This is a genomic window from Micromonospora sp. NRRL B-16802, from assembly GCF_001279555.1.
Classification (GTDB): Bacteria; Actinomycetota; Actinomycetes; order Mycobacteriales; family Micromonosporaceae; genus Micromonospora; species Micromonospora profundi.
The window spans coordinates 96,321-120,463 of sequence record NZ_LGEB01000121.1; the positions used below are offsets into that span (position 1 = coordinate 96,321).

15 protein-coding genes are annotated in these 24,143 nt (G+C 71.2%); 1 reads left to right on the top strand and 14 read right to left on the bottom strand.

Features of this window, described 5'->3' with window-relative positions:
* Positions 1 to 24: 24 nt before the first annotated feature.
* From ADK66_RS28615 to ADK66_RS28645, 7 genes are all read right to left on the bottom strand, one after another.
* Positions 25 to 1,032, bottom strand: coding sequence for a proline dehydrogenase family protein (locus ADK66_RS28615; protein ID WP_053660805.1), 1,008 nt, complete (start codon positions 1,030 to 1,032; stop codon positions 25 to 27).
* Positions 1,029 to 2,171: a fatty acid desaturase family protein gene (locus ADK66_RS28620; protein WP_053660807.1), complete on the bottom strand. Its 1,143-nt coding sequence runs from the start codon at positions 2,169 to 2,171 to the stop codon at positions 1,029 to 1,031. The genes ADK66_RS28615 and ADK66_RS28620 overlap by 4 nt, the downstream gene beginning before the upstream one ends.
* A gap of 472 nt (positions 2,172 to 2,643) precedes the next feature.
* Positions 2,644 to 4,770, bottom strand: coding sequence for a radical SAM protein (locus ADK66_RS28625; RefSeq protein ID WP_053660809.1), 2,127 nt, complete (start codon positions 4,768 to 4,770; stop codon positions 2,644 to 2,646).
* Between the two features lie 10 nt (positions 4,771 to 4,780).
* Entirely contained in the window at positions 4,781 to 6,178 is a 1,398-nt protein-coding gene (locus ADK66_RS28630; protein WP_053660811.1) for a TfuA-like protein, read from the bottom strand.
* On the bottom strand, positions 6,171 to 7,337 hold the full coding sequence (locus ADK66_RS28635) for a YcaO-like family protein (protein ID WP_082377719.1): 1,167 nt from the start codon (positions 7,335 to 7,337) through the stop codon (positions 6,171 to 6,173). Before ADK66_RS28635 ends, ADK66_RS28630 begins: the two co-directional genes overlap by 8 nt.
* A 27-nt stretch (positions 7,338 to 7,364) precedes the next feature.
* On the bottom strand, positions 7,365 to 7,739 hold the full coding sequence (locus ADK66_RS28640; RefSeq protein WP_053660815.1) for a class IIb bacteriocin, lactobin A/cerein 7B family: 375 nt from the start codon (positions 7,737 to 7,739) through the stop codon (positions 7,365 to 7,367).
* Between the two features lie 149 nt (positions 7,740 to 7,888).
* On the bottom strand, positions 7,889 to 8,251 hold the full coding sequence (locus ADK66_RS28645) for a hypothetical protein (protein WP_053660817.1): 363 nt from the start codon (positions 8,249 to 8,251) through the stop codon (positions 7,889 to 7,891).
* A gap of 368 nt (positions 8,252 to 8,619) precedes the next feature.
* On the opposite strand from ADK66_RS28645, the gene ADK66_RS28650 reads away from it, so the two are divergent.
* The gene (locus ADK66_RS28650) at positions 8,620 to 9,366 is read left to right on the top strand and encodes a MerR family transcriptional regulator (RefSeq protein WP_053660819.1); all 747 of its coding nucleotides are present in this window, start codon (positions 8,620 to 8,622) and stop codon (positions 9,364 to 9,366) included.
* Between the two features lie 7 nt (positions 9,367 to 9,373).
* On the opposite strand, the gene ADK66_RS32045 is transcribed toward ADK66_RS28650, so the two are convergent.
* The 7 genes from ADK66_RS32045 to ADK66_RS28685 all read right to left on the bottom strand — a co-directional run bounded on the left by ADK66_RS32045 (position 9,374) and on the right by ADK66_RS28685 (position 23,385).
* Positions 9,374 to 12,406 (bottom strand): ATP-binding cassette domain-containing protein, encoded by a 3,033-nt coding sequence (locus ADK66_RS32045; protein WP_197281668.1) that lies wholly within the window; start codon positions 12,404 to 12,406, stop codon positions 9,374 to 9,376.
* Between the two features lie 26 nt (positions 12,407 to 12,432).
* Positions 12,433 to 14,616, bottom strand: coding sequence for an NHLP family bacteriocin export ABC transporter peptidase/permease/ATPase subunit (locus ADK66_RS28660; protein WP_053660821.1), 2,184 nt, complete (start codon positions 14,614 to 14,616; stop codon positions 12,433 to 12,435).
* Positions 14,613 to 15,422: an HlyD family efflux transporter periplasmic adaptor subunit gene (locus tag ADK66_RS28665; RefSeq protein ID WP_053660823.1), complete on the bottom strand. Its 810-nt coding sequence runs from the start codon at positions 15,420 to 15,422 to the stop codon at positions 14,613 to 14,615. The genes ADK66_RS28660 and ADK66_RS28665 overlap by 4 nt, the downstream gene beginning before the upstream one ends.
* Positions 15,419 to 16,870, bottom strand: coding sequence for a SagB family peptide dehydrogenase (locus ADK66_RS28670; protein WP_053660825.1), 1,452 nt, complete (start codon positions 16,868 to 16,870; stop codon positions 15,419 to 15,421). Before ADK66_RS28670 ends, ADK66_RS28665 begins: the two co-directional genes overlap by 4 nt.
* A gap of 52 nt (positions 16,871 to 16,922) precedes the next feature.
* Positions 16,923 to 19,193 (bottom strand): TOMM precursor leader peptide-binding protein, encoded by a 2,271-nt coding sequence (locus tag ADK66_RS28675; RefSeq protein WP_053660827.1) that lies wholly within the window; start codon positions 19,191 to 19,193, stop codon positions 16,923 to 16,925.
* A gap of 132 nt (positions 19,194 to 19,325) precedes the next feature.
* A complete protein-coding gene (locus ADK66_RS28680; protein ID WP_157553028.1) occupies positions 19,326 to 20,354 on the bottom strand; it encodes a hypothetical protein in 1,029 nt (342 codons plus the stop codon).
* Between the two features lie 151 nt (positions 20,355 to 20,505).
* Positions 20,506 to 23,385, bottom strand: coding sequence for an AAA family ATPase (locus ADK66_RS28685; protein WP_082377721.1), 2,880 nt, complete (start codon positions 23,383 to 23,385; stop codon positions 20,506 to 20,508).
* Positions 23,386 to 24,143: the final 758 nt, after the last annotated feature.

The window sequence follows — 24,143 nt, forward strand, 5'->3', positions numbered from 1 at the left end:
CCGAGGACCGCCGCCGTGCGCTCGTCAGCGGTAGTCACGACCGAACTCGATCCGGCGCGGATCGTGCAGGTCTGCCAGGGCGGTGAGGACGTTCGGCGGGTACTCGGCGAGGCGGTGCAGGAAGTGCAGCCACCAGTTCTCGCCGTACACGGTGGCGACCCGGACGGGCACACCCTGGTCGCGCAGGCTGCGGAGGAGATCGGGCCGTACGCCGTGCAGCATCTCCACCTCCTCGACGCGGCTGAGCAGCCCGCGACGAGCGGCGAGATCGTGCACGGCGGGGTCCTGCGAGGCGCAGGTGACCCGGCTCTGGAGGGTGGTCAGTCGTTCGAGGAGGGTTACGTATCGTTCGTCGAGTTCTGGTCCGCGGGGCAGCGCCACGTCGGGCGACTCCCGGTAGACACCCTTGACCAGGCGGAACTTGGCGCCCGTGTCGGCGAGCGACTCGATGTCGTCGGCCGTGCGGTGCAGGTGCGCCTGGAGGGTCAGGCCGACGTTGTCGTACTTACCGGCCAGTTGCCGGAACACGTCGAGGATCCCGTCCACGAATGTGGAGTTCTCCATGCTGATGATGATGTCCATGCCCTTGGTGGCAGCTGCCTCCAGTAGGCGGGCCGTGTTCTCGTACGCCATCTCCGGTGAGATGAGAGCGCCCACGTTGGACAGGTCGAAGCCGAGCTGTACGGGTTGGCTCAACGCCTCGCTGGATTCGCTTATGAGCGCCTCGTACTCGGCCACGACGCCCTGGATCTCCGCGGCGTCCTGGGCCTCCTCGCCGACGACCTCGACACCGACGGCGTAGCCGGCCTCGGCGAGAATCGGCAGTCGGCGGAGAAGGCCCGCGCGGTCCTGCGCGACGATGTAGCGGCTGGCCGCGGGCCAGAGCGTCTCCCGCAGCAGGGCGCTCTCCGCGAACGCGGTTCGGTAGGACAGGCCGGCCGCCAGAACCTTCAGGGCGGCGGTGGCAGACCGCAGGTCAGGCTCCACAATGCTCATGTCGCGTCCGTCCGTGGTGAGGTTCGTGATCGTCATCGGGTCGCACCTTCAAGCTCAGCGGCACGCTGGGTGGCGTGCTTCATGGCCAGTACCTCGGCGAAGGTCGTGGACGCCGTCGCCGGATCCCCGCCTTCGCGCCGCCATCTGCGGTACTTCGAGGCGTAGCTGATCAACGTCTCCTTGTTTCCCTGCCCCGGCGGCCGGGTGACGATGCCGGCCCACATGCTGTCCCAACCCGCGTATGCCTTGTCCTTGAGCAGGGCGGCGTGCGCATTCTTCATATTCCAGAACGGCACACCCGTGTTGAGGTGGTGCACGAGGTGGTAGTTGTCGTGGTGCCGTCCGAGCAGAAAGTTCTCGATGGCCCAGCCGTGCCGGTTGCGGGTCATGAGGACCTGCTTTTCTTCGCTCTCGGGCAGCGGGTAATGCTCAGCGAGCTCCGTCAGCCAACCGATGGCGATGGCGGTCGTGAACATGGGCACGAACCAGAAGAGCAATATAAGAGTTGCCCATCCGAACGCGAATGCGATACCGACGATGGCGAGCCACTGGGCGACGATGATGAGACGCTCCGCACGCAGCGAGATAGGCATGGAGACCTTCGCCTGCGGCATCTTGCAGAAGATGCGGTCGTCGATGACGTACTTGATGTACTGCGGTGTGCGGAAGCCGAGGATGCTCAGCAGGATGTTCTTGCCGAAGAAGACCACATCGGATTCTCGGTGGTCGTACAGGCCGCACTCGACGTGGAACGAGTAGTCGGGATCCTTCTCGGGATCGCCCAGGTAGCGGTGGTGGTAGCCGATGTGCGTGTTCCGGTACGGGTTGTACAGGTGGAGCACGAGATAGCCGGAGAAGATCGTGCCGAGTATCAGGTTGAGCTTCTGGTTGCGGGCGAGCACCTTGTGTGACGACTCGTGCAGCAGGTTGACGAATCCCCGCTGCGTGGAACCGATCAGGATCGCGGATATCGGATAGAACCACCAGGACAGACCCAGACATAGATAGACAGAGAAGGCGATCACTGCGAAGTCGGTGAGTATGGCGAGCGGAGCGTGGTAGTTGTCCAGCTTGCACAACTGCCGCAACTCCTTTCGGACTCCGGCTTCGATGTTGGAGAAATCGAAGTCAACATGACCTGACAAAGCAGGCTCACGAGCAAGGTCGACTGGCATTACTCACTCCCGATTAGCAAGCGCGGCAAAGAATGCCGGCGAGGATGCCCCTGGAGATCCGACTACAGCCAGAGCAGGGGTGCCGAAACAAGAACCGGCGCAGGCCGGTCACAACAGCATCTCGGCATTTACATTGCTCTTGGTCAGCATGTACGCCGCGTCAGGGGGTCGGTACTGTACTAAAGTCCGATCACCGAAAGAGACGGCTCGAATACTTGCTGCCACCAGCAGCTAAACCCATGCTTGGGACAAGGACTGTGACGTATGTCACTGTAATGTCGGTCGATTTGTGCCGTCGCCGCGGCAGCGGTGCGTCGGTGAGCACGACCGCCCCGGCCCCGGCGAGTCGACGCGCCGGAGGCGGAAACGCCCCATCTCGAAGGCAGGTCGGCAGGTCAGGCCCGGGTCGACGGGCGCGCGTGTCGTGTCACCAGCGGTCGGGTCACCAGCGGTCGTGTCACAAGCGTTCGGGTCACAGCCCCGGCTCGGCCGGGAGCCGATGCCGACGGATCAGCCGCTGCTCGATGAAGGTCCGCCACACCCGGTCCGCGACCGTCCGTTCGACGATCCACAGCCGACGCTGCGCCTCGGCGAGGGTGAGCGGCGCGGTGAAGAGATCCAGGAACAGCCGGCTGCTGCGGTTGAGCGCGAACACCTGGCCGTCGGCCCGGCGGAACAGGTGCCGGTCCGCCGGCAGGTCGCCGGGGACGCCGTCCTGGTCGTCCGACCGCATCCGCCGGTACGCCTCTCGGACCTGCTCGTCGTCGTGGTCCACGAAGGAACCGTTGGCGAGGAACTCGGTCTCGTCGTCGCCGTCGTGTCGGACCCGGTCATTGGCGAGCACGCCGCGCACCGCCGTGCCGTAGCGGTCGTGGTAGAAGAACGTGTGCGGGGTGTCGGTGCTGCCCAGCCACGGACGGTGGTAGTGCCCGGGGTTGAGACCGGCCTTGGCCTGGGCGACCTCGGCCTGCGCCGCCTCGGTCACCGGCTCGTCGTACTGGAGGACCCGGACGATGTCCGAGCCCTCCACCGGCCGCACGTTCGTGAGGCCGAACCGCTCCGGCTCCTTCGCGACGATCGCGCCCGGGGTCAGCATGAAGTCTCCGAGCCCGCCGAGGGTCCACAGGTCCGGGTTGTCGCGCAGGAACGTGATGCTGTCCAACGCCTCTTCGCGGGTCTCGGTGGGAAACCCGGTGAAGCCCATCATCTGCACACCGATGTTGGCCTTGGTCATCGCGGTCATGGTGCGCCGTACCTGCTCCGGCTTGGTGCCCTTGTCGATCAGGTCCAGGATGCGCTGGTTGCCGGACTCGAAGCCGACCGAGATGGCGACACAGCCGCTGCGCCGCAACAGCTCGCAGCGCTCGTCCGACCAGTACTTCTCCAACCGGATCTCGGCGCCCCAGCGAAAGTCCAGCCCTCGCTCGACTGCCTGCTCGGCGAAGCGCAGGATCGTCGCGGGCGCGAGCACGTCCACCGAGAAGTAGATGAACTTGGCGAACTTCGACAGCTCCGTGACGTCGGTGATCATCTTGTCCACCGTGTCCTGCCGCCACGGGCTGGTGGGGCCGTCGGTGTTCAGGCCGTAGTCGCAGAACGTGCACTTGTTCCAGTAGCAGCCCCGGGTCGGCGAATAGTAGACGAACCGCTCCGGGCTGAGGTAGAGGTCCCAGGGCAGGCCGGAGAAGTCCGGGACCGGCATCTGCGCCAGGCGCTCGTAGCGCAGGGGCAACTGGCGCTGGCGGCCGTACTTCGGGTGCAGTCGGACGTTGGGGTGCCCCGCCGGCAGCGTCCCGGCCGCCACCGCGTCCAGGATCTCCGTGTACGCGCTCTCCCCCTCGCCGACCACTATCGCGTCGAAGTCGGCAAGCACCTGGAAGACGTACTCGGGTTTGCTTGCGCACTTCCAGACGTCCGAGATCTCCGTGCCACCGGCGACGAGGAAGGCGTCCGGGCAGGCCCGGCGGACGAGCCGCGCGATCCAGAGCGCGAACGGTAGCTGCCACTGGTAGGTGGCGCTGATCCCGATCACCTGGTGCCCAGCGGCGGCCAGCCGTGGGATCAACACGTCCTCGTAGTACGGCTGGAAGGGCCTGTTGAGCCGGGCGAGCATCGCCTCGTCGGTAAGCGCGGCCACCGAACCGATCGAGATCATCGGCGGCGGTTGCAGCCGGAAACCGGCGCGGAACTGCCCGGGGAACCCGACGGCGCCGAGCGCGTCCATCCAGGAGATCACGCCCTCGACGGCGTCCTGGTAGTGCCCGTAGTCGTAGAACAGTGTCGGATCCTGTAGGACCCCGATCGACCGGCGCAGCCGCTCCGGGTCGGGGTCGGGCAGGCCGAGCTGGTTCGCCCGGGCCATCAGCGCGTCCGGGCCGCTGAGGTCGTCGATCGAGAGCCGGGACAGCTCCCGCCGCAGCCACTCGTACGCCGACGGGGTGTGGGAGTGGTGGAACGCCTCGATGTTGGCGTCGATGATGTCCGCCGGCCGGTGACCCTGCGCCCGCGCGTACGAGTCGAGATAGTTCAGGGAGTGGTATCCCGAGGTGGGATCGGTAAGCGGGGGGTAGATCAGTGCCGCCTTCACCGTGCCGCTCATCGACGCCTCCTCAGCTGACCCGGGCCGCGGAACCGGCAAGGGTTTCCTCCTGCACGCGCTGCGCCACCGCCGGCAGCCGCGGGGCGCCGAATGCCTTGACGTACGCCACGAACGGTTCGGCGGCGTACCGGAACGCCGACAGGTCGACGAAGCCCCGGTCCCACGCCGCCGCTTCCAGCCCGTCGACGTCACAGCCCCACAGACTGGCGAAACACGCGTCGATGACCTCGGTGCGGAAGTGGAGCCGACCACCCGGGCGGCGGTGTCCCGTCGTACGCGGAACGACTGTCTCGTTCAGCGACGCGGCGATCGCCGCGACCTGCCGCGCGGCGGCGAGCAGCGCCGGGGTACGCAGCGGCGCCGCGACCATCCACAGCGCCAGGCTGCGGTACGGCGTGGTGCCGAACGCTCGCACCAGCATCCGCAGCACCGCCTCGCGATCGTCGAGGCCCCGTTCCCGGTCGGTGAGCCAGTCCCAGCCGTGGGAGCCCGCTGCGGTCAGTCCTCGCTGACGGGCCACCTCGTGGGCGCGCTCCTCGGCCGTCGGGTCGGCGATGTCGACAGCGGCCAGCCCGGCCAGCACGCTGCGTCGATGCCAGGTCGGCGTCTCAGGGTGCAGCAGCATCAGTGCCGCCGCGGCCTCCCGGTCGCTTACCCAGTGCCCGCCGACAGAAGCCCCGGCGAACCGTGATCGCCAGCTGTCCATGAAGCGGGTGTGCAGATTGTCGATCGGCTGGTCGCCGTCGTGCGCCGGGCACAGCTCGGGCGCGTTGTCCGCGGCCATCGACAGCAGCAGTCGCGCGTCGGCGCCCTTGGCGTCGGAGGGGTCGCGCCGGTGCCACGTCAGGAAACGGTCCACAACGGGCGCCGCCTCGGGCGGCGCGGTGCGCTCCAGCGCGCGGTACGACCGCCGCCGGAAGGGCAGGTCCCGGCACAGGTCCAGCAGCAGCCCGGCTTCGGCGTCGCTGAGCACCCCGTCGACGACGGCGCGGCGCAGCGCGACCCGGATGTTGACAAGCGGCTCGCTCAACGTGCGGTGGCCCTCGTCGGCGGGCCCGTGCACCACTGCCACCTCGTCGTCGCCGGTGACGACGCCGTCGCGGTAGAGCTGGAACACCTCGCCTACACCACGCATCCCGAACGGCCACAGCTCGGCGGCGCGCAGCGCACCCATGCTTGCGGCGCCGGCCACTGTCACCCCACTGTCGAGCAGGTCGAGGATCTCCCGGTGGCGTACCGGCGGGTGTTGCAGGAAGAACCCGTCGATGACGAGGACCCGGTCGCCGGGTCCGACGTCCAGGCGGAGCAGGTCGCCGTGCGCGACGGGCGGCAGCACCACCGCGTCGGGCAGCAGCCGGGCGACCTCGTCCGCCGGCAGGCTCGGACCGATGAAGACGACGTCAGTCACGGGGCACTCCTGGTCGGGTACTCAGGGCCCGCTCGTCGAACATCCGCAGGCCGGGGGCGAACACCTTGCTCACCGGAATGCCGATCTCGTCGTGGGTCAGGTCGACGCTGAACGGCTCGACGCCGGTGATCCGCTGCACCCGCGACGCCAGCTCGCGCAGCACCTGGGTCACGTCTCCGGCCGGCGGGAGGTCCCGGCGGACCGGCCGGACCGGCCGATCGACGGTGGGCGGCGGCACCGGCGGCGCACCGACGTCGTGGTACGCGGTGGCGTCGATGTCGTCGCGGGCTCCGGAGACCATTACCAGCCGCGACTGGGCCGCCTCCGACATGGCCCGCCCGACGGCGATCTCCGGGTCCAGGTGGCAGCCGAAGCCGCCGAAGGTGACAGGCAGGTCCGGCGACCAGATCGAGGCGGCATAGCAGGGCACACCTACCGCGTTCGTGATGTCGCAGACCTCCACCCAGCAGCCGGCGCGCACCAGCGCGTCGTGCACGGTGCGGGTCATCGCGTTCGTGGCGGTGCCCGGGTCGGTGTAGGTGCGCTCGTCCAACGGCGAGGTGCAGTACGGGGCGATGCAGTCCCGCTCGACGACCTCCAGCAGGGCGTGCAGGCTGGCCTCGGCGAAGGTGTTGCCGGTGGCCAACCCGTTGCTGCTGGGAGTGAACAGGGCGCGGTCCCAGCCACGCCGGATGGTGAAGTCCAGTTCGATTGTGGCGCGGGGCACCAGGCAACGCGCGCCGGTCAGCAGCCCGCGGCCGGCCACCCAGTCGAGTTCGACGGCGGAGGTCAGGGGCGACCGTTCCGCCAGGTGCAGCCACCGGATGTCGTACGGCAGGTCGAGCGCCTCGGCCGGGGACCGGACCACGGTCCCCGGCCGGAGGTTCTCGGCATGCCAGGACTCGATGCTCTCCATCACCGCGCTGACCCGGGACTGCGTCGCCGTGGCACCGGTGCCGACGCTCACCGCCATTGTGGCTCCGACGGGCCGGTAGGCGACGTGCACCGGTAGGCCGATCTCGTCGAGCCGGGTGATGTCGGCGACCCGGGTGATCCGGAACCGGTCGAGCATGCCACCGACCCGTTCCCAGGTCTGCTCCACGGTGGCCGTCCGGTAGGTGCCGGATCGGAACGCGATGGTCTCGGTCATGTCAGTCATCGAGGCTCCCGGTGGGGGGTGGGAACGTCAGAGGATGAGGACGGCGATGATGTTGACGTTGTTGTCGGCGACGGGGGCGACGCCACCGGCGACCGACTCCAGCTCGGCCTCGGTCAGCTCGTTGAGGTCGACGAGCGGCACCTCGGGTACGTGCAGCACGTGCCGGCCGGGCGTGCCGGCCCAGTCGTCGACGATCTGCTCCTTGGTGTAGAGCGTGGCGGGCTGGGCGCGGTCGACCTCGACCGTGGCTCCGGCGGCCACCGGCAGGCCTGCGGCGGTCGCGTAGCCGGTCGGGTCGGCGAGGAGGCGTTGCAGTTCCTCGTCGCTGCGCCACACCGCGGTGACGAGTTCCGAGTACTTGGTCACGAACCTCGCGCCATATTCCTGATCGTCGTTGCTCATCGTTCGGTCCTTCCTCGGGGATCACTGTGGGACGGTCGGTTAATTGCCGTGGTGAGAACGCTAGAAAGATCGAGGTTCGGCAATCAAGGATTTCCATCTGAGTGCCATCAGAATCTGCCGCGCCAGCCTGCGGGCGGCAGACATCGGTGTCAGGTGCAGCAGCACGGGCAGCAGCAGGCGCAGCTGGGGTCCAGGCCCGCCACGACGCTGTCCAACTCGTCCTCGGCCAGCTCCGACTGGGCCACCGGCAACAGCGACGGCACGAAGAGCACGAAGGCGCCGGTGGTGCCCGCGCGCTCCCACGACTCGATCTGCACCTCCAGGTCAGGGTCGGTGTCGGCGACGTCCCGGACCACCCGTACCTGCACGTCTTCGGGCAGTTGAAGTCCGTAGCCGGCGAGGAACGCCCGCGGGTCCCGGTCGAGCGCCTGCTCCTTGACGGGGTCGGCCCAGACGTCGGCGACGAGCCGGCTGTACGCGGCCACGAAGACCGCTCGATCGACAGGTGTCATGCCCTGCTCCCTTCGGTGGCCGGCCGCCAGCGGCGACTTCAAAGCGGCGGCGAGAGGCAGCGCGGGAGGTTCCGGGCCGCCGATTTCGCTTCATCGTGGGCCACCTGTCGATCCGGGCCACGCAACGCGTGGGAATTTCATCGAATGTGGCCGCGAAACTGTCGCGCTGCGGCGAAAGCCGGGTAATTGGGAATCAGCGACGTACGGCGGATCGGGGATTCTAATGACTCATGCCACCATCGACAAGTAGTAATTCCTCGACTGTCACCCGCCCGCTTCCCGCACATACGCTGCGATCGTCGACCGCTCGCCGCAACAGCGGTTCGACAGGTGGATGTTCCGTCACCGAGTGCTCCCCGGAGGCGACCGTGACCATCGACGAGGTGACGACGACGCCCGGCGGCCCGGCCGGGTACAGCGTGGAGGAACTTGCCCGCAAGGTCGGGATGTCGGCGCGCAACATCCGCGCGCACCAGGCGCGGCGGTTGCTGCCGCCGCCGGTGCGGCACGGCCGGGCCGCCCTCTACGACGACTCGCACGTCCGCCGGCTGGACGCGATCCTCGCCCTGCAACGGCAGGGCTTCAACCTGGTCTCCATCGAGGCGATGCTCGGGGTCCGGCCCAGCGACGAGGCGCCCGACGGGCTGACCGCGATGCTGCAACGCCTGACCGCCGACCGTCCCGCGCTGGCCCACGCGCTGACCCGGCACGGCGTGATCGGACGCACCACCGACGGCACGGTCCGCACCGTACGGCCACGCCCGCTGCGCGCCGCCCTGGACCTGCACCGGGTACGGGTGGGCACGGTGCCGGCGTTGCAGACCCTCAGCGAGGTGCTGGACAGCCTCCGGCCGGTGGCCGACGAGTTGGTCGCCGCCGTCACGGCGCGACTGCTGGCCCTGGCGCCGGAAGTCGTACGCGGCGGCGCCCGGTCGTCCTGGGCCGACCTCGACAGGGAAACCCTGCTGCTGACCCAGGGTGTGGTCAGCGTGCTCGCCGAGGCGTTCCGGCTCGCCGTGGAGAACCAGGCGGAGGCGCACGTCGCGGAGCTGCTGGAGAACCACCTCGACACGGACGTGTGCCTGGAGGACGGCTCGGTCATCGACAACGGCTGACCCTCCGTCAGCTCGTCGCGGGCTGCCCGTCCGGCTGCCGGCTCTCCACCACCGCGTCGGAGGTTTCCGGCTGCTCCACAAGTTGCCGCCTCGCCAACCTGTGAAACAGTCCCTCGGGTTGGTCCATCAACTCGTCGTAGGTGCCGCGCTGGACGATCCGGCCCGCGTCGAGGACCACTATGGTGTCCGCCGCACGGACCGTGGACAGCCGGTGGGCGATTACCACGCGGGTCGCGGCAAGGGCGGCGGTGCTGCGGGTGACGACCTCCTGGGTGCGGTTGTCCAGGGCGCTCGTGGCCTCGTCGAGGAAGATGATCCGGGGCCGGGGCGCCAGCGCGCGGGCGATGAGCACCCGCTGGCGCTGCCCGACCGACAGCGTGCCACCGCCGAACGGCACCATCGTGCTCATCCCCATCGGCAGCGCCTCCAGGTCGTCGGCGAGGCCGGCCATCCGCGCCGCCTCCCAGACCTGGTCCAGCGGGAAGCTGCCGGCGCCGCAGATGTTGTCCCGTACCGAGCCGGCGAAGAGCTGGCCGTCCTGGAGGACCACGCCACACTGCCGGCGGACCGCGTGTACGTCGAGTTCGGAGAGGTCCTGGCCGTCGTAGAGCACAGCGCCCTGCTGCTGGCGTTCGAAGCCGAGCAGCAGCCGCAGCAGTGTGGACTTTCCGCAGCCGCTCGGTCCGACGATGGCAACGAACTCGCCCGGGCGGACGTGCAGGTCGATGTCGACGAGCACAGGCGGCTCGTCCGTCTGGTAGGCGAAGGTGAGCCGGTGCAGCGCCACCTCGCCGCGCAGCTCGCCCGGATCCACCCGGTCCGGCCGCGCCTCGGGGTCGGCGCGCAGGATCGCCCGGAGGCTGCCCAGCCGGGGCACCGCCGCGATCACCTCGACCCCGCCCGACACCAGGACGAGCAGCGCGCCGAGCAGCATGGCGAAGGCGACGTTGAGGATGAAGAAGTCGGCAGGCGCGACCCTGCCGGCGAGCGGCCCCATCAGCACGGCGAACAGGACCAGTTGACCGGCGACCGGCAGCACTGTGGCGAAGGCGACCAGGCCGGCCTGGCTCTGCCGGACCCGTTGCAGCGCCGCCCGGGCCGTGGCGGCCACCTCGGACCACCGGGCGTGGGCGCGGGCCTCGGCGGACGCAACCTTGATCTTGATGATGCCGCCCAGCAGCTGGTTGGTCATCGCCGCAGCCCGGTGCTCGGCCGGAAGCGCCGACCGCTGCTGACGGACGATCAGCACGGCGAACGCGCCGAAGGTCAGCATGGTGACCGCGACGATCCCCGCCCCCCACAGGCCGAGCACGGGCTCGACCACCAGGAGCATGCCGAGGACCACAAGCACTGTCGCGCCGGCCGAGACGAGCTGCGGCAGCAAAGCGCTCAGCGCTTCACCGACGAACGAGATCCCCAGCATCGAGTTGGCGATCTCACCGCTGCTGCGCCCGGTGAAGAACCGGGCCGGCAGCCGCATGAGCCGGTCCCAGATCGCCAGCTGCGCGCCGGACTGCAACCGCCCGTCCAACCGCAGCAGCCGCAGGTTCTGCACCACGCCGACGAGCACCGCGACGACCGCGGCGCTGAGCATCAGGGCGAGGAACCCGAACAGGCCGTCCACCTCGCCCTTGCGGGCCAACTGGCCGAGCACCTCGCCGGTGGCCAACGGCACGCCGAGGCCCAACACGGCCACGCAGGCGGCGGCGAACAGCAGCCCACGCAGGTCGCGGGACGCACCGACGAGCCCGGCCCGCAGCAGGTGCCGCATCCGGGCCGTGGGTGGCAGTGGCGCCTGCACCTGGGTCGCCTCGGCGGCGTACGTCGCGGCCGTCGTCGCGTCGACCGGACGGTGGGCCCGGGTGTCCGGGTCGACGTGGTGGTAGCGGCCCCGGCGGAACAGCAGCGGCACCGCGACGGCCCGCTCCGGGTCGTCGCCGACCCGCCACCCGACAATCGGCCCCAGGTCGCGCCGCCACCACCGCTCCGGCAGCCGCACCTCGCGCAGGAACAGGCTGGACGCCCGGGACACCGCGTGCACCGCCGCGCGGTCGGACAGCGGCGCGCGGCTGCGGTCCGCCGGCTCGTTCACCGGCGCGCCCATTCCCTCGGTGACCACCCGGACCACAGCGGCCGCCCGCTCGTACCTGTCGAAGCCGGTCTCGATGTCCGGAACCGGCACCGCCCCACCCGCGCCGATCACCCCGATCGACCGGCGGGCCGCCGCGGCGAGCACCGCGGCGTCGATCTGCCGCCGCCGCTCCACAGCGCTCAGGAGGGCCGCGTCAGCCTCCTCGATGCGGGCCTCCACCATCCGCAGCAGTCGGGCCACGTGCTGGTCGACAGCCGTCCGGAGTTGACCACCGACCAGCAGGTCCCAACTGCTGTGGCTCTCCACCGCGCACGGCGACTCGGCCACCACCCAGTCCCGCTCGGCGACCAGCAGCAGCTCCCGCTCCCCCGACATCTCCACCGGGCCACCGTCGTTGCGTCGCAGCTGCCCGCCCGCGCTGCGCAGCCACCAGGCGCCGCCGGTGGAGGTGAGGGCGCTGCCCTGCGCCAGCGACACGATCTCGCGCCCGCGCAGGGTGGACGCCTCCCGGGGCGCCTGCCCCCGACGCAACGCATCCGCGACGGTGACAAGCACCAGGTCCACCGCCGCGACAAGCTCCATCGCAGCCGTTCGCGCCCGCGACGGCGGCCCCTCGTCCACCGGACGGTCGAGCCGGACGTGCCGCTCCAGCAGGGACAGGTGACGCCGGGGCAGCCCACGCAGCTCCGTGCCGGGCAGCGGCACCAGGATCAACTGCCACGCGCCGATCGCCGTGGACGTCGGCACCAGGCCACCTGCGGGCAGCCGGGCCACATGGTGGCGACGAGACGGGCTCATCCCGGCCCGGCGCACCGCGAACAGGTCGGCCTCGCCGCCGGTCACCAACCATCCCGCCACCGGGCCGTCCAGGCGACAGACCTGGCGTACGCCGTCGCCGCAGAAGCCGATCAGGCCGCCGGTCGGGGGATCTTCCACCGCGTCGGTCATCAGCGTCTCCTCGGATTCGTCGGGGGTCAGTGGTCCCGGACCAGGCGTGCGTACGCCCCGTCCCGGGCGACAAGTTGCTCGTGGGTGCCGCGCTCCACCTCCCGACCGCCGTCGAGGACGACGATCAGGTCGCAGTCGCGGACCGTGGACAGGCGGTGCGCCACGATGAGACAGGTGGCCCCCCGACGGCGCAGGTGCATGTCGATGCGGCGTTCGGTCTCGGCGTCCAGCGCGCTCGTGGCCTCGTCGAGCACCAGCACCCGAGGGTTGCGGACGAGCGCGCGGGCGATCTCCAGCCGCTGCCGCTGCCCGCCGGAGAAGTTGCGGGCGTTCTCCCGTACCGGGCTGGCCAGGCCACCCGGGCGGGCCGCCACCTCGTCGTACAGACACGCGTCGGTGAGCGCGGTGACGACGTCCTCGTCTGCGACAGTGAGGTCCCACATCGTGACGTTGTCCCGGACTGTCCCCTCGAACAGCCGCAGGTCCTGGTCCACGATGGCGACGGTGGCCGCCCACAGGCCGTCGTCGGTCCCCGTCCGTTCGACGCCGTCGACAGTGACCCGGCCGGTCCACGGGCGGTAGAGCCCGGCGACCAGTCGGCCCACCGTCGACTTGCCACTGCCGGAACGGCCGACGAGCGCCACCCGGGCACCCGGCGGCAGGTCCAGACTGAAGTTCTCCAGCAGTGGACGGCCCAGCGGGTTGTAGCCGAAGGTGACCTCCTCGATGCGCAGGTGCCCCTCCATTGGCGCCAACGGTCCGGCAGGTCGGTCCTCGGCCGACGGCAGCGGGTACTGCTCCACGTCGCGCAGTCGGTTGAGGTCGGCGCTCATGTCCTGAAGGCGCGAGCCCAGCGCGGTCAGGTTGCCCAACGGCCGGTTCATCGCGATGGCGAGGCTCTGCATGCCGACCAGCACACCGACGCTCATCGCCTCCGCCGCTACCTGCCGGCTGCCAAGCCCCAACAGCACCGCTGCGGTCCCCGAGGCGAGGAACGCCGGCAGGACGGAGAGCACCGCAGTGGGCACCCCCAGCCGCTGCTGGCGGGTGGCGACTGTGGCGTGGCGTGCCGCGAACCGGGCCACGGCGCGTTCCTCTTCACCGCCTGCCTTCACCGTCTCGATCATCTGGACCGTGGTGTAGACGGTCGTCACCAGCTTGCTGCGGTCCGCCTGGAGCCCCGCGACGGCGATCGACCGGGTCGAGGCGACATAGCGCAGCACACTGACGTTCAGCCCGGCGAGGACCACGGCGCACAGCCCCAGCAGCAGGTCGTACTGGCAGAGCAGCGCCCCGTACGCCAGCACCAGCCCGGTGTCGACAACTGTGGTGGCCGCACGGCGGGTGAGCACCTCGGCGACCACCTCGTTGCCACGGACCCGCTGGCTGAGGTCGGCGGCCTGCCGCTGGTCGAAGAAATTCGGCGGCAGCCGCAGCAGATGTCGGAAGAACCGTGCGGCGCTGCTCAGGGCAAGCGCAGTCTCCGCGCGTACGGTCAGGCGTTGCTGGAGCAGGCTGGCCAGGAAGGTAAGCACTGTGGCTACCGCCACCGCCGCCACCAGACCGGCGAGGGCGGCCCGATCCTCCTGCAACAGCACCCGGTCGACGAAGACCTGGGCCATCACCGGGATGGTCAGACCGACCACCGCGATCAGCAGCCCGAGCAGCAGCATCTGCGCGATCGCCGAACCCGGACCGCGCCACCGCTGCGCCAACGCCCGGAGCAGACGGTAGCGGGTGCCGCCCGACCGGAACTCCGGACCGGGCTGCATGGTGAGCACGATGCCGGTGAACGCGCCGTCGAACTCCTCCCAGCTCACCGCGCGGGGACCGGTGGCCGGGTCGTTGATGTGGACCTTCCGGCCGAGCCCTTCCAGCACCACGAAGTGCTCGAAGCGCCAGAACAGCACCGCCGGCAGCGCCACGGTGGCCAGGCCGGCCAGGTCCATCTGGAAGCCCTTTGCCACCATCCCGTACCGGCGGGCGCCCTTGAGGACCGTCGCCGCGGTGGAGCCGTCCCGGCTCACTCCGCACACCCGGCGCAGTTCCTCCAGTGGCACGTGGCGACCGTGGTGGGCGAGCAGGATCCCGAGCGCGGCGGCCCCGCACTCCACCGCCTCCATCTGGATCAGTGTGGGCGTGCGGACCCGTCGACGCCGGATCCTGGGCAGCTCAGGTGCGCCGGCAGCGGCGATCGGCGGCGCGCTCATCGCCGCAGCAACCAGTCGATCGGGTGCTCCTGGTCCACTGTGAACCAGGCGGTGACCTCGCTTGCCGAGTTGAGCTGGAACGGCGGCGGGGACTTGGTCCAGCGCAGTCCGCCCAGGGCTGCCGGGTCGGGTTCCAGGGCGACGGTCACCCGGACCACGCTGCCGTCGGCCAGCAGCCGCCGGACGTCCGGCCCGGTGCCCAGGAAGGCGCGCAGCGAAGCCTCCGTCTCCGGGAAGGCGCCGACAGTGATGACCTGGCCGGCCAGGGTGCCGAACACGTTGCGCGGCGCCGCGGCGGCGGCCACCTCGACGGGTACGCCGGGTTGCAGCAGCGGCGCGGCCACGGCGGGGGCGTACACGACGGCCTGCAACGCGTCCCCGGCGGTGTCGAGGCGTTCCAGGTCGGCCAGGTGCGTACCCGGGGTGACGATTTCGCCCTCGGAGACCAGCCAGGCCACGACGTACGCGTCACCCGGCGCGTTCTCCACACGCACCTTGCCGTCCATCGTGCGCAGGCTGTAGAGGGGCGTGCCCTTCGCCACCCGCTGGTGCGGTGCCGCCCACACCTTTGTGACCTGTCCGCTGTCGAGCGCGTCGAGTGCGGAGATCCCGTTGGAGTGGATAAGCACGCCGGCCGCCTCGACGGTCCGCGGGACGACAGTGCGCACCGACCAGACGCCCGCGGCGACAACGACTATGACGAGCGCTGTGGTGGCCAGCCAGTTCGGCACCGTGGTCAGCCGCACCGCCCGGTCCAGTTGCTCGGGCGCCTCCAGCTGGCGCAGCGCCTGCCGCCGGAACTTCATTGCCGTTCCCCCGCTGCGGCGCACCGCGAACCGAGCAGGAAGTCGGCCACGCTCGGCTCGACCAGAGGGTCGAGCCCGGACAACTCGGCGAACGCCTGGGAGTCCCCGGCGCCGAGGGCGCACGGCGCCAGGCCCATGGCGGTGGCGACGAGATACATCTGCTGGGTCAGCACACCAGCGTCCTTGAGAATCATGGCGTAGCTCATCCCTTCGTACTTCCACATGAGCCGCTGGACCCGGGCGGTGACCACCAGGACGATCTGCGGCGGCCGGGGCATGGCGCCGGCCGCCCTGGCGTACGCCAGCAGCCGGTCGGCGGCAGCTGCCCAGGCCGCGACCGGCTCCAGCCGGTGCCCGACCGCGTCGTAGTGGTAGAGCCCGCTGTCGAGGCCGGCGCAACGGGCGACCAGCGGATAGATCTCCAGTTCGTAGACCCCGCCGCCGCCCGGGTAGGGCCGGTGGCCGATCTCCTGCCCGCCGGCCTCCCCGACGGCAGTGGTGTGCTGCGACCGGTGCAGGAATTCCGCAAGCCGTTCCAGGGGCAGCGGTGCCGCGTCGTCGTGTTCGCGCACTGTGCGCCGGTCCGCGACGACCTGACTGAACGCGGGATCCTCCTTGGCGATCGTCGCGAGGTCCGGCAGCGGCAGTTCGACCACCCGGCCCCCTTCGTACGGGCGGCGCAGCGGTTGCGGGGCGAAACGTTCCCGCATCCGGTAGGTGCCGCCCACCGGCAGCGCGTGCCGGCCGGCGCGGGAGCGGTGGTGCAGCCGCAGCTCCTCCGGCGACCAGTAGGCAAGTGGCGCGTCGTCGCGCTCGGCCTCGAACTCGGCGTCGGTGACCAGGATCCGGGCGGTGGCACACTCGTCGAGCACCCGGCCGGCGGCCTCCGGCGACACGCCGAGCGTGCGGGCCACCGTGTCGGGTCCGACGCCCGGAACCGCGGCGGCGAGCACCGCGCCGACGGCGGCGTCGGCGCAGCCGACGGTGAGGGTGCTCAGCGGCGACGCGGCCACGAGCATGCCCCGTTCGTGCTGGAGGGTGGCGAAGCGGGAGAGCCGGTAGCGGACGCCCGGGGTGTGCGGGCGGCTGTCCGGCAGGCTGCCCCGACCCAGGCCGGTGGGCACCAGGTCGAGCAGCGGCCGGTCGTCGGCCTGGACACGACGTTCCAGCCAGGAGTGGGCGAGCAGCCGGCGCAGCAGCAACTGCGCCGGCAGCACACGGTTCTCCCCCTCCAGGCCGCTGATCAGTCGACCGACCTCGACATCGCTCACCCAGTCGGCGGCGAGCCGCAGCAGCAGCGCCCGACGGCCGATGCCGGGCCGCTCCAGGGTGAGCTGGAAACGGGTCTGCCGCAGGGTCAGCGAGCCGTCCTCGCCGAGGCACAGTTCCGCGTCGCGGCGCAGCCGGTAGGCGTCCTGGATCGGCGGACCGCCGACGGAGCCGCTCACGACGACCGCCGACCGACCGGGTCCACCATGCTCGTCATCTGCGCATCCCTCGCTAGAAGAAGACGTTCAGCGGATTGGCCGACGCCTCGTCGGCGGCGATCGGGTCCCGGCCGAGGCGGGCCGGCACGTCCCACAGCCGGCCCGGACCGAGCCGACGCCAGAAGTGCCGCAGGCCCGGCACGACGACCTTCACCACCGCCAGGTCGACATCCGGACGGGACTGGTCGACGACGATCACCTCCAGGCCGGCCCGCTCGGCGCGGAGTACACAACGTCGTACGTCGTCCCCGACGTCGCCGGTGGTGAGCGCCGGATGGTCCGCGGCGGTGCGCGGCGGCCGGGTCGGGTCGGGCGACAGCCACTGCTGGTCGGCCACCCGCACGGTGCCGAACCAGCGCTCGGTGTCCGGATCGTCGACGCCGTACCGGTTGCGCGCGGAGGTCGGCCCGGAGACGGCGGGCAGGAACTGGTTCACCTCGGTGAGCGCCCGGGTCAGCGCCACCCGCGCGTCCAGGTGCGCGCCGAAGCCGACAAGGACGTCCTCCGGCCCTCCGTCGGTGCGCCGGGACACCGCCGCGAACGCGGGTACGCCGAGGTCGGCGGTCAGGTCCAGGGCCCACAGCTCGCGGCCGAGGGCGGTGGCGTGGTGGTCGACGCAGGCGGCGGTCCACGGGTCGCCGAACGAGGCCAGGTCCACCCCCGGCATCCTGGAGCGGTGGTACCACCACAGGGCCACGCTGTCGCGCTCGACGAGTTCGCAGAAGCCCTGCACGATCGCCTCGGACAGGGTGCCGCCGGCCGCGCAGCCGTTCGAGTCGGCCGAGCACACGCCGAGGCCGGTCAGCTCCGGATGCCCGTACCAGCAGTACGCGGCGGGCAGTTCGCGCGGCGCCTGCCGGGACAGTGACCAGCCAGTGGTCCAGTCCAGTTCCACATCGTCCGGCAGCGGGCGGGGAACGCGGTGCAGGTGCCCCAGGTCGCGGTTGAGCCGGTCCCGGTCGGCGTACTGACGGTCGGAGAACAGCAGCAACTCCCGCAGGTGCACCGCGCGGTCCGGACCGAGTTGCCGGTAGGTGGCCCGGTGCACCGGGCGGTCGCCGCGCCACACCCCGCAGTAGCGCTCCACCGCCTCCCCGATGGCGCTCATCCGGGCCTGAAGGTCGGTCCGGCCCTTGCCGCCGCTCTGCCCGCGCAGGTTGCGGCGCAGAGCGGCGAGCTGACGGGGTTGGGCGAAGTTGTGCCCCGCCGAGTAGGTGTGGGTGACGCCGTTGTCAGAAGCCTCCAGGGAGGTCAGCCGACTCACCACGCCGAGATACCGGCTGACGTGGTGGGCGAGCGCGGCGTACGTCTCGGCGGGTTCCCGGGTGCGGGATTCCCCGGCGCGGCTGGGTTGGGCGCCGCTGGGTGGCAGGTCGATGCGTGGCTCGGCCTTGCCGACGAGGTCCGGGTCGCCGCAGGCGGGGCACTGTGGCTGGCGTACCAGTTGGTGGCTCTCGGTGCTCAGGTCCCGGGTGTCCAGGGCGACCATGCGGCCGGTGAGGCGGGGCGAGGTGCCCCGCACGGCAAGCACGGCGAGTTCGGCGGCGAGCAGCCCGGCGGCCATTGTGGCCAGGCCGGGCAGGACCGCCCGACCGGGCTGCGGCAGCGGGCCGGCCAGGGCCTGCCCACCGAGGTACGCGTTCACCTGCTCGTTTTCCTGCCAGCGTTGCCGCAGGCAGGCCCAGCAGCCGGTGCGGCCGGGCACCAGGTGCGGGCCGAGGAAGACGACGTTGCCGTGCGGCCGGGCGAGGGTCCACGGACGGCCGGCGGCCAGGTGCCGTTCGTTGATCAGGGCCAGCCGTGGGTCGAGCATCGACGACGGCAGGACCAGCAGCTGGGCGGTGCCCGGGTCGGGGTCGTCCGGCCCGACCACCGTCACGGCTAGCCCGAGGGCGCGCAGCGCGTCGGCGGTCTCGGCCGCCCGGGGCGCCCCGAGGTCGACGATTGTCACCGGCCCCCCGGCCATCCACCGCCGCCCTGCCTCGGGCGGAACACCCCGGGCGTCCCAGCCGGCGGCCTCGGCCGGCGAGGTGTGCGCCGGGCCGGACACCAGCAGGCCGTGGTCGCGCAGCCGGGCGAGGGCTGCGGCGACGGCGGAGACCGGATGCCTGGTGGCCAGCCGGGCCAGCACGTCGGCAAGCGGCGCGGCGCCGTCGAGCTGGTCGGCCAGGTCGGCGGCGACCGGATCGTCGACGAGAAGGCTGCGGGTCTCCCCCAGCACCACGAGCGGCCCGTCGGGCAGCCGCACCGGCACGTAGTCCGATCGGAAGCGCGGACGCCACATGGTTCCTCCCGAGCCTGGTGGCCGGACCGCGGCCCCGCCGGCGATCACGGCTACTGCCATCGTGGGGGTCCGCCGCTCCGATCCCGAGTGATGCCACCGGTTTCTGCCGTCGGCGGTGCGGCGCACGGCCGGTCAGCTGGGGGTGACTGTCAACGCGGTGTCGTTGAGCCCCAGCACCGAAGCTCCGGTGGTCTGCGCCGGTACGAGCATCAGGAAGGTCTCCACCCGGGTGACCCGGATCGACTTCCCGCGTACCGCCTCGCGGTGGCCCGTGGCGATCAAATCCGGGCTCTGCGGCACCATCTGGACGGTGGCCGGGCCGCCGGGCGCCGGGCGCAACGTGTCGGTTGCGTGGATCGTCAGGAACGTCAGCGTGCCGGCCTGCACCGCTACCGCGCAGTCCGACCATTCGGCCTTGTCCATCGTGCGCTGCACCGCCGCGCCGACGCCGGCGAGTTGCTGCCCGTAGACCTCCCAGCCGCCAGCGAACTGGCCGTCGAGCAGCGGACTCGACGCGACGAGGGCACGGTTGCTCGTCGTGGTTCCGATGCTGCGGGCGAACACCTCGGCGGCGAGGGCGCGGCGGCTGGTCTCGTCCAGGGCGGTGCCGCCCTCGGTGGCCGGCCTACCGTCGATGCTCCGGGCGACCACAAGCGACGGTTGGGTGACCTGGACGTTGTGGCTGAGCTTCCACTGGCCGTCGGCGTCGAGCACGAACTGGCTGACGTCGGTGGGGGCGAGCTCGGAGCCGGCGAGCTTGAGGGTGGCGGTGGCCAGGAAGCAGGCCGGGTCGCCGGGCGGCACCGCGAAGGCCGGGTTGATGTGCTGGAACGACGGCTGCGGGCGCTGGTTGTAGGCCGACCGGCGGACCGCGGCGATGCTGAGGTCCAGCGCGGGCGGCACCTCCTGGGTTTTCAGCGCCTCGACGTCGCCGGCCACCGAGGCTGCCGAGTCGGCCTGGTCGAAGGCCGTGAGCACCAACGCCGCCCGGTCCCTGCCGAAGGCGGTCGAACCGTCGGGCGCCGGCGTGGCCGCGTCCACCGGCTCGCCACCACAGCCGGTAAGCACGAGCAGCGCCGCCGCCACAGCGGTGGCGAACGGCATCGCCGGCACCGGCGCGGCGAGGATACGCGGGCTCCTGACGGATCTTCTGCCCAGCATCTCGTCCTCCATCCACCACCGGTGCACGGAATTCGCGCCCGATGGAGTCGAGTATGTGAGCGGCCGACGGGCCAGGCCGGTGGCGGCGCGGCCTCGTGCTGCCCGGCCCGTCGGCGTTGCACCGAACGACGTCATCCGGCCTGGATCGTGGTCACCGATCGGTGTCATCGAGCCGGGCGACCCAGGCGACCAGAGCCGACCGGGAGGCGACGCCCGCCTTGCGGTAGATCCGGGTGAGGTGCGCCTCCACAGTGCGCGGGCTGATGTTCAGCTGCCGCCCGATCAGTCGGCTGGTGGCACCGGTCGCCGCCAGCCGGGCGATGTGCCATTCCCGATCGGTCAGGGCGGCGACCTCGCGCGGGCCGACCGGGCGGGCCAGCCGCAGGCCGACCCGTTCCGTCCCGCACCAGCCGGCCAGCTCCAGCGCACGGCGGCGGGCGCGCGCCGCCGTGCCGGCCTGGTCCGCGGCTTCGGCGGCCCGGGCCAGGGAGGCGAGCGCGAGGCTGCGCCGTAGCACCATCCCGCCGGCCCGGAACAGGTCGCCCGCCGTCTCCAGGTGCAGCAGCGCCGCCGGGATCTCACCACGGGCCAACAGCACCTCGCCGTACGCCGACTCGGCGAATCCCCGCTGCCCGGCGAGACCGATCTGGTCCGCCTCGGCCATCGCCCGCTGCGCCTGCCGTTCCGCGTCGGCCACGTCACCCGCGGCGAGCGCGGCGGCGCACAGCAGCTCGTACCACATCGGCCGGAGGGTGCTCTGGAGTCGACTCAGCCGGTTGTCGCCGCCTGCCGAGTGCACCAGCTCGACACAGGTCGCGGGATCCCCCGACAGCAGTGCCGCGGTCGCCAGCGCCAGCACTGCGGTACGACCGCACCAGGTGGCGATGTCGGGGGCGATCCCGACCGCAGTGCGGGCCAGTGCCACCGCCCGGTCGTCGTCGCGAGGACCACCACGCCACGCTGTCGCCTCCGCCTCGAACGCCAGGGCGAAGCTCAGCAGGTGGCGACTGCCGATGCGCCGCGCGACGATGCCCGCCTCGGTGGCCAAGCCGATGGCGGTGGTCAGCTGGCCGCCGTAATAGGCCACCTGGCTGCGACCGAGCAGCAGCAGGCACAGCCCGTCGTCGCGGTGCGAGGCGCGGACGAGGGTCAGCCCTCGGTCGAGGTGCCGCGCGGCGTCGGCCTGCTGTTCGAGGTACAACTCGGTAAGGCCGAGCGCGGTGAAGCAGTCGGGGTGGCCCCGCATGTCCCGGTCCGGCAGTGCGTCGACGATCCGGGCGCCGGCATCGAGCAGGCTCCGCGCCTCGTCGAGTGCGCCGTCGTGCGCGGCGGCAAGGCTCCGGATGGCCAGCAGACCGGCCCGGTCCACACCGGAGCCGCCGGGATCGCCGCCGAGCGCGTCGGGGAGACCGGGCAGGGGGCGACCGGCCAGGATGCCGGCGGCGCCGATCTCGGCGGCGAGGCGGTAGCCGCCGGTGGGGCCGGTGCCGGCCGGCAGGGCGGCCAGCTCGCGCCGGCTGATCGCCGCCGCCTCCGCGTAGTTGCCGAGCAGGCGTTCCACGCGCGCCCAGAGGGCTACGACCCGAGCCCGTCGCCCCTGCTGGTCGGCGGGAAACAGCGGCACGATCTCCTGGAGCAGGGCCCTGCTCTCGGCCAGGTTGCCCGCCTCCCCGGTGATCTGGGCCAGCGCGAGTGACACCTCGCGGCGACGCTGTGCCGAGCTGGCCGTCGGCCGCAGCGCCCGCAACGCCAGCCGCAGCCAGCGGATGGCAAGGTCCGGTGTCTCGCCCCGGATATCCTCAGCGGCCCGACAGAGCACGTCGACGCAACGTTCGGCCCAGCGGCTATTGGGAAGGGCGAGCAGGCGCTCGGCGTAGCGGGCCCGGTCCGCAGGTGGCGCGCCGCGATCGACAAGCGCTGTGAGCACCCGCGCGCAGGCGTCCACCCGCCATGCCGGGTCGGTGTCCTGGGCGACCGCCATCCGCAGCACCGGGTGCCGGAAGGCGAACCGGCCGGTGCCCGGGACGCGGCGGATCAGGTCGAGCCGGGCCAGCCGCCAGCCGGCCTCGACCGCCAGTGGCGTCGGGACCTGCGCGACCTCGGCGAGCAGGTCCGCGGCGAAGGGCGTGTCGACAATCGCCCCGGCCCGCAGGCAGGCCAGCTCGACGGGCGGCAGGGCCACCCACTCGCGCCGCAGCACCGCCATCGCCGTGTCGGACAGTCGGGCACCGGGTACTCTCGGGTTCGGGCCGGTGCCTGCCGAGTCGGGACCGCCCGGCAACGCCGCCAGGTAACCAGGGTTGCCACCGGTCAGGTCGTATCGGACGCGCAACTCCGGCTGGGCGACGTCGGGGTGCAGAAGTGCGACCTCGGCGAGGTCGAGGGGGCGCAGTTCGATCCGGTCGTGTGCGGTCGGTACGGCGTCGGCCTGTCCGTCGGGATCCGGTGGGCCGAACGGCATCGGGGTCGCCATCTGCCGTGGGCGGTAGACGAGCACGAGCAGCAGCGGGGCGGGCACCGGATACCGCAGCAGGTGGGCGATCAGCCCGGCGGAGGGTGCGTCCGCCCAGTGCAGGTCGTCGAGGACCAGCACCAGACCGTCCTGGGCGGCCACTCCGATCAGCCGGCGGGCCAACTGGTAGGTCCGGAACCGGCGGGCGTCCGACGCCCGTTCCTGCGCCGGTGGCACCGGGGCGGCGGGCTCCGGCCAGGCCTCCCTGGCGGACGACCGGGCAGTCAACCCGGGCCGAGGCGGGTACCCCTCGGTGAAAGCGTGCCGGAACACGTGGAAGGGGACGCCTCGCTCATCCGGCGCGCAGGTCCCGATGGCCCAGGGGACGGTGGGGACGCACCGGTCCAGAGCCTCGCGGACGAACCGGGTCTTGCCGATGCCCGGCTCGCCGACGACCTCGCAGACCATCTGCCGGCTGTGGCTCAGCACCGCGGCCTGGGCTCTCTCGATACGCGCCAACTGCTGTCGCCGCCCTACGAAGCGCGGGTCTTTCGACGCATTTCCCAGCCCAGGTGTCATCACGCAGATCAGACGCTTTCCGGCACTGTCAAAAGGGGATTGGCCGCACTATACCGGAGCATCGTCCAATGTCGAATTAGGTGATGCGACCAGCCCTTATTTGACCAGGCGGCACCGGGAGCAGGGGTTCATTCCGACATCGCAGCACAACCCGCAAGAAGGTGCCGGTCACCCGACGGACGGAACCATATCCCTGAAAGCCACTAAATCACCCCCACCCCACTGGCCGACCAGCCCACCTTCGAGGTAGAGCCCGCCGCTGGGACCCCTTGACGCCTCAGCCTGTGGCAGATGAACGATCGTCGAAGGCCAATCACACCATGCTGTCAATAGCCATGAGCGCCTATAAGAACGCCGAAGCGGTCGATTCTCTATCGTGCCTTCACCTGACCCCTCCGAGCCGTTACGGCAAGACTTCCGCAAGGGCGCGTCGGCGACAGGCAAAGATCCGGATCAGAATTGGCTGCTCTCGGCCGATCCTCGACGGGCGAGCATCGCATCCGGAGGCGACCAGCACCCAAGAGGGATGCTGAAGGACAACCGCAGGTAGCCGGCTCACGAAATCGATCGGAGCGCCGAGCCGGCCGAGGTGCCCACGTTTCTTCGAGCATCTCGGCACATCGACCGCCGGGTCACTGCCCGTACGCGCCGGTGCCGTCACCGTCGACCACACGACTGTGATGCACGACTGTGGTAATTGCCAAAGACTTGCAACTGTGTCACCGTGATCAACAAAGGTCGCGGCGCTCGGAGCTGCG

Bases quoted from the DNA above. Each gene is read 5' to 3' on its own strand.
- ADK66_RS28675 (WP_053660827.1), bottom strand. From the start codon at position 19,193: ATGTGGCGTCCGCGCTTCCGATCGGACTACGTGCCGGTGCGGCTGCCC.
- ADK66_RS28685 (WP_082377721.1), bottom strand. From the start codon at position 23,385: ATGACACCTGGGCTGGGAAATGCGTCGAAAGACCCGCGCTTCGTAGGG.
- ADK66_RS28680 (WP_157553028.1), bottom strand. From the start codon at position 20,354: ATGCTGGGCAGAAGATCCGTCAGGAGCCCGCGTATCCTCGCCGCGCCG.
- ADK66_RS28640 (WP_053660815.1), bottom strand. From the start codon at position 7,739: ATGAGCAACGACGATCAGGAATATGGCGCGAGGTTCGTGACCAAGTAC.
- ADK66_RS32045 (WP_197281668.1), bottom strand. From the start codon at position 12,406: ATGACCGACGCGGTGGAAGATCCCCCGACCGGCGGCCTGATCGGCTTC.
- ADK66_RS28620 (WP_053660807.1), bottom strand. From the start codon at position 2,171: ATGCCAGTCGACCTTGCTCGTGAGCCTGCTTTGTCAGGTCATGTTGAC.
- ADK66_RS28625 (WP_053660809.1), bottom strand. From the start codon at position 4,770: ATGAGCGGCACGGTGAAGGCGGCACTGATCTACCCCCCGCTTACCGAT.
- ADK66_RS28615 (WP_053660805.1), bottom strand. From the start codon at position 1,032: ATGACGATCACGAACCTCACCACGGACGGACGCGACATGAGCATTGTG.
- ADK66_RS28645 (WP_053660817.1), bottom strand. From the start codon at position 8,251: ATGACACCTGTCGATCGAGCGGTCTTCGTGGCCGCGTACAGCCGGCTC.
- ADK66_RS28635 (WP_082377719.1), bottom strand. From the start codon at position 7,337: ATGACTGACATGACCGAGACCATCGCGTTCCGATCCGGCACCTACCGG.
- ADK66_RS28660 (WP_053660821.1), bottom strand. From the start codon at position 14,616: ATGAGCGCGCCGCCGATCGCCGCTGCCGGCGCACCTGAGCTGCCCAGG.
- ADK66_RS28665 (WP_053660823.1), bottom strand. From the start codon at position 15,422: ATGAAGTTCCGGCGGCAGGCGCTGCGCCAGCTGGAGGCGCCCGAGCAA.